General features: G+C 69.6%; 3 protein-coding genes. 1 reads left to right on the top strand and 2 read right to left on the bottom strand.

Annotation, left to right across the window (positions count from 1 at the left end; genetic code table 11):
* Positions 1-668 precede the first annotated feature (668 nt).
* Positions 669-1,007, bottom strand: a complete 339-nt coding sequence (locus FB455_RS34030; protein WP_145755813.1) for a hypothetical protein — start codon at positions 1,005-1,007, stop codon at positions 669-671.
* Between the two features lie 147 nt (positions 1,008-1,154).
* On the opposite strand from FB455_RS34030, the gene FB455_RS34025 reads away from it, so the two are divergent.
* The gene (locus tag FB455_RS34025; protein WP_145755812.1) at positions 1,155-2,576 is read left to right on the top strand and encodes a helix-turn-helix domain-containing protein; all 1,422 of its coding nucleotides are present in this window, start codon (positions 1,155-1,157) and stop codon (positions 2,574-2,576) included.
* Positions 2,577-2,579: 3 nt separating this feature from the next.
* On the opposite strand, the gene FB455_RS34020 is transcribed toward FB455_RS34025, so the two are convergent.
* A complete protein-coding gene (locus FB455_RS34020; protein WP_145755811.1) occupies positions 2,580-3,146 on the bottom strand; it encodes an NUDIX hydrolase in 567 nt (188 codons plus the stop codon).
* Positions 3,147-3,451 lie beyond the last annotated feature (305 nt).

The following is a 3,451-nucleotide window of genomic DNA, read 5'->3' as shown; positions in this document are numbered from 1 at the left end:
TCCGGCATCGCCAACCTCCACAACATCATCCTCGCCGGCTGACCACCGGCCCCATCCCACGCAACGCCTTCACCCAGTTACGAGACGTCCCTTAGACGCCGGGATCATGGACAGTTCCGGCCGCGTCCGCCGCCTGACCGTGTCCCGTGCTCCGCAATCACGCGTCGCTACGTGTCCCTGTCTGCCGCCGGCCCACACCTGGGCCATGGTCTGCTCGGCTTGCCTGGGTCGGTGGCTGGCGGGATGGCATCCCACCTCAACCACCCATGACGCGGAACCGTGCGGCAACTCCATTTGGAGCCATCTGGCCCCGCCGAAGGCAGCAAGCAGAAAGGCCGCCTCCCGAGTGACCTCTTCGGTGTGAACTCTCGGCGAGCCGGTCGGATCGGGTGTCATGCGAGGCCAACCGGCATGCTGGGGCCGTACGTGGGCGGGTTCGGTGGGTGGGGTTGCTGTACTTCGCTGCTGTACCGCTCGTCAACGAGGAACCGCCCGAAGTGGGCGCGAATCCGTAGCCAGTGTTGGCGGTCGTCGCAGGGATGGAGTCGACCGCAGCGGCACAGGCTCAGGGCCGATTCGGAGTGCTTGGTCAACAGGATGTCCGCATAGGCCACCTGTGCCCTGGCGTACTCGCGGAAGGCTGTCGAGGTGTAGATGGCTCCCATCGGTCACCGCCCCGGCCTGCGGGTGTGGCGGTGGTGCCAGAGGGCTTCGGCGACGGCGTCCACGGGGTCGATGTCCCCGGCCGCTAGGCGCTCTCGGGTGACGGCGATCCAGGGCGGTGAGGTGGGGGTGGCTTCGCCGCAGGCGGTTCGCATCCCCTCCTGGGCGAGCTGGGCCAGCCGGCAGGGGTCGCGTTGGTTGGTGTGCCAGCAGCCGGTGGCCACGCAGAAGCCGGCGCTGTCGGGTCGGTGTGCCTCCCACAGTGCGCGGGCCAATCGCCACAGCAGACGGTGCTGACACCCGGCGGGCGGCTCCACGGGCGGGTTCTCGACATCGAAGGACATATGCCGACCATCCCGCCCGACTGCGGGCCGCTCCATGGCCAGCGGTCATGTCACGGTGACATGGGACGGCTCGACCAGCACGAACGGCCACCATAGGCTGTCGCTCTGCACACCTTGAGTAGTCGGAACGCGACGCTGGGAGCTGCCGTGCTGCTCGATCCGCTGCGAATACCGGAGGACGCGTGGTCGCACGGCGAGGTGCTGACCGCCCTGGCCGACCGCGACATCGGCAGGCTGTTCCGCTGGATCACCAGCCTCACCGGGGCGAGTCAGAGTCGGATCGGGGCCGCAGTCGGGCTGGAACAGGGCTACGTCAGCAGGATCATGGCCGGACGCAAGGTCACCTCGATCGATGTCCTGGAGCGGATCGCCGACGGCTGCGGGATGCCCGACCAGGCGCGGATCACGATGGGCCTGGCACCCCGCCAGGCCGCACCCCCGGCCGACCTCGGCCAGCCCACCCCCGGCCGGCCCAGCGAACCGCCGGCCAACCGGACCTGGCAAGACGACGTACGCAGTGCTGCAGAGCTTTGGCGAGGTGACGTGAACCGTCGAGACGTACTCCGGCAGGTTGCTTTCAGCTCCGCCGGCTACACCCTGCCGGCGCTGCGCTGGTTCACCGCCCCGGACCCGGCCCCGGTCACCCAACTCGGACGCAGCGCGGTCGGTCAACCGGAGATTGACACCATCCGCGCGATGACCGCGACCTACCGCCAGTTGGACAACCAGTACGGCGGCGGGCACGCCCGCGATACCGTGGCCCGCTACCTCCACCAGGAGGTGACTCCGCTGCTCACCAACGGCCGGTACGACCATGGCACCGGTCAACGGCTGCTCAGTGCCGCCGCCGAACTGGCCCAACTCGCCGGCTGGCAGGCATACGACACCGCCGAACACGGTATCGCCCAGCGGTACCTCACCCTAGCCCTGGACTTCGCCCACGCCGCCGGAGACGACGGCCTCGGCGCGGAGATCCTCGCCGCGATGAGCCACCAGGCCACCTACCTCGGCCACACCGCCACCGGCCTCGACCTCGCCCGCGCCGCTGGCCGGACCGCCCGCCGCGCCGGAGTGCCCGTCCTGACCGCCGAAGCCCACGTCATGGAAGCCCACGCCCTGGCCAAGGCCAACGACGAACGGGCCTGCGCCGCCGCCCTGCACCAGGCGGAACAGGCGCTCGACCGCGCCGACCGCAGCAGCGACCCGCAATGGCTCAGCTACTTCGACGAGGCGTACCTGTCAGCCAAGTTCGGTCACTGCTTCCACGCCCTCGGCCGCAACACCCACGCCGAACGCTTCGCCGCCCGATCCCTGCGCATGGACAACCGCTACGTACGCGGCAGAGCCTTCAACCTCGCCCTACTCGCCAGCGTCCATGCCCACCAGGGACAACCCGACCGGGCCTGCGCCATCGGCGCGGAAGCCCTGACCCTGACCAGCCAGCTACGGTCCGCCAGAGCAGTCCGCTACCTCCGCGACCTGCAAACCCAACTCGCCCCGCACCGACGGCTACCCGCCGTCCGGCACTTCACCGGCCGCGTCGACGCCACCCTCGGCCCCCGACGCTGACCCCTACAGCTCCCCGCGGGCCTTGCGCGCGACCAGCTCCAGCACTGCAATCACCGTGCCGGCACCAACGATCTCACCCCGGGACACCAGCCCGTACACCTCGTCGAGCGGAATCCACGCGACCTGCTCAGCCTCGTTCACGTCCACGGGGGCGCCGATGTGCTCGGCCTGCCGGGCCAGGAACAGCAGATTCTCGGCATCCGCAGTGCCGACCCACGGTTGGAAGGACAGCAACGGCTCCACCGCCTGGGGCCGCCAGCCGGTCTCCTCCTCGACCTCCCGCACCGCGCACTGCGCCGGGTGCTCCTCGTCATCGACATAGCCGCCGGGCAACTCCCACACCCACCGGTCGAACACGAAGCGGTGCCGCCGCATCAACAGCAAGCGCTCCCGGTCGTCCAGTACGGCGACCATGGCCGACCGGGGAGCCCGGATCACGTACTGCTCGAAGCGAACCCCGTCCGGCAACTCCACCTCGGCGATACTCAATTGCGCCCGCCGGGTGTCGTCCACGACCCGCTCGCCGTGGATGGTCCACCGGGTCAACTCCGTCGCCTGCTTCTCCACCACCTCGCCAGTATCCGCGCCGCCCCCATCACTTGCGCGATAGGCGGCGTCTGCTGGTCGCACCACCCCGGCGTTCGACCCCTCGCTTGTAAGTTCTGGGCGCTCCGTCCGGCTGGGTCCATCCGCGTCCGCGTCCGCGACCTCGGGCGACTGTCCGCGTACGGCGGCCGGCGGCTGTCCGTGTCGCGGCTCGTTGCTGTCACCATTGCTGTCGACTAAGGGACGTCTCGTAACTGGGTGAAGGCGTTGCGTGGGATGGGGCCGGTGGTCAGCCGGCGAGGATGATGTTGTGGAGGTTGGCGATGCCG

It is taken from the genome of Micromonospora sp. CNZ296 (genome assembly GCF_007827635.1).
Note: the sequence above shows the minus strand (reverse complement) of the source record. Positions and strands in the feature narration are given on the sequence as shown.

Bases quoted from the DNA above. Each gene is read 5' to 3' on its own strand.
- FB455_RS34030 (WP_145755813.1), bottom strand. From the start codon at position 1,007: ATGTCCTTCGATGTCGAGAACCCGCCCGTGGAGCCGCCCGCCGGGTGT.